The 1601-nt window shown below is 63.4% G+C and carries 2 protein-coding genes; both read left to right on the forward strand.

What is annotated here, in order from left to right; translation table 11 throughout:
• On the forward strand, positions 1-1007 hold a 1007-nt coding region (locus tag ACS5Q1_RS47825), incomplete at its 5' end, for a Gfo/Idh/MocA family protein (RefSeq protein ID WP_473104772.1).
• Positions 1008-1014: 7 nt separating this feature from the next.
• Positions 1015-1601: DegT/DnrJ/EryC1/StrS family aminotransferase (locus tag ACS5Q1_RS47830; RefSeq protein ID WP_473104773.1), on the forward strand; the 587-nt coding region annotated here is incomplete at its 3' end.

The raw sequence follows: 1601 nt of genomic DNA on the forward strand, positions 1-1601 counted from the left end.
TTGCGGTGATCGGCTGCGGAGCCTGGGGCAAGAACCTGGCCCGCTGCTTTGCCGAACAGGGCTGCCTCGGTGCTGTTACTGATCATCACTCCGAGGCCGTCGAGTCTGTCGTTGCCCGGCACGGCAGCCGAGCTCTGTCCTTTGAGCAGATCCTGGCCGAGCCTTCGATCCAAGCGGTGGCGATCGCCACCCAACCGTCAACCCACCACCACCTTGCCAGGCGTGCCCTCTTGGCCGGCAAGCATGTCTTTGTCGAAAAGCCGCTCGCGCTCGAGCTCAGGCATGCTGAGGAGCTGACCGCCTTGGCACGGCGCCTCGACCGACGGCTCATGGTCGGTCATATTCTCCAGTATCATCCTGCCGTTGCGAAGCTCCAGAACCTCATCGCAACCGGCATCATCGGTCGGATCCTGCGCCTTCAGGCCACCCGGATGAACCTGGGGGCGATCCGCCGCGAGGAGGACGTGCTCTGGTGTCTGGGGCCCCATGATGTCTCCGTCATCCTCAGCCTCGTTGGCGCCGCGCCAAGCGAGGTTCACGCGGTTGGCGGCTACCACCTGCGCCGGACCATCGCCGATACGGTGACCCTGCACTTGTCCTTTCCGGCCGGGGAGCAGGCCCAGGTCAATCTGTCCTGGCTCCATCCTGTCAAGGAGCATCGGCTCACTGTCATCGGATCAGAAGCCATGATTGTGTTTGACGACAGCGCACCGTGGCAGCGCAAGTTGCTGCTATACCCGCACGTTGTCGATGTAGCTGGCGAGACACCAGCGGCGATCCGAGCCGAGCCCCTTCCCATTACGGTGGAGGGGCACGAGCCACTTAAACTCGAGTGCCAGCATTTTCTCGATTGCATTGCCCAGAGGCGTGAACCAAGAACAAATGGCGCGGAAGCGCTCCGGGTGATGCGAGTCCTGGCCGAGGCGAGTGCGATGATGAACCCCGCCCAGAACCGCTGGGCTAGGCCTGAGCGTGCAGGCAGTGTTGCCTCCTGGCTTAATCGCTAGCGCAAGCATGCCGAGCCCGATTGCCTTTATTGATCTTGCCGCTCAGCGCCGACTCCTCGGCCAAGTGGTCGACGCGGCGATCCTGCGGGTGCTCGAGCACGGCCTGTATGTCATGGGCCCGGAGGTCGCCCGGCTTGAGGCGGATCTCTCCGCGTTCTGCGGTGCCAGTCACTGCATCTCCTGTGGCAATGGCACCGATGCCTTGGCCCTGATCCTGAGGGCCAAGGGGGTAAAGGCCGGCGACGCTGTCTTCTGCCCAGCCTTCACGTTCGCGGCGACCGCTGAGGCCATCGCCGGGCTCGGTGCGACGCCCATGTTCGTCGACATATGCGAGGACACCTTCAACCTTGATGTCACGAGCCTTCAATCAGCCATCACGGCAGCAAGAGACCGAGGTCTCAATCCCGCCGGCGTCATCGCAGTCGACCTCTTCGGCCAACCGGCTGATTACCATCGCATTGAGACCACTGCGGCCAACGAGGGCTTGTGGCTTCTGTGCGATGCGGCGCAAAGCTTCGGGGCCAGCTACAAAGGGCGCCCGGTTGGTACGATCGGGCAGGCCACTGCGACGAGCTTCTTCCCGGCCAAGCCTCT

It is taken from the genome of Microvirga sp. GN3 (assembly GCF_055792825.1).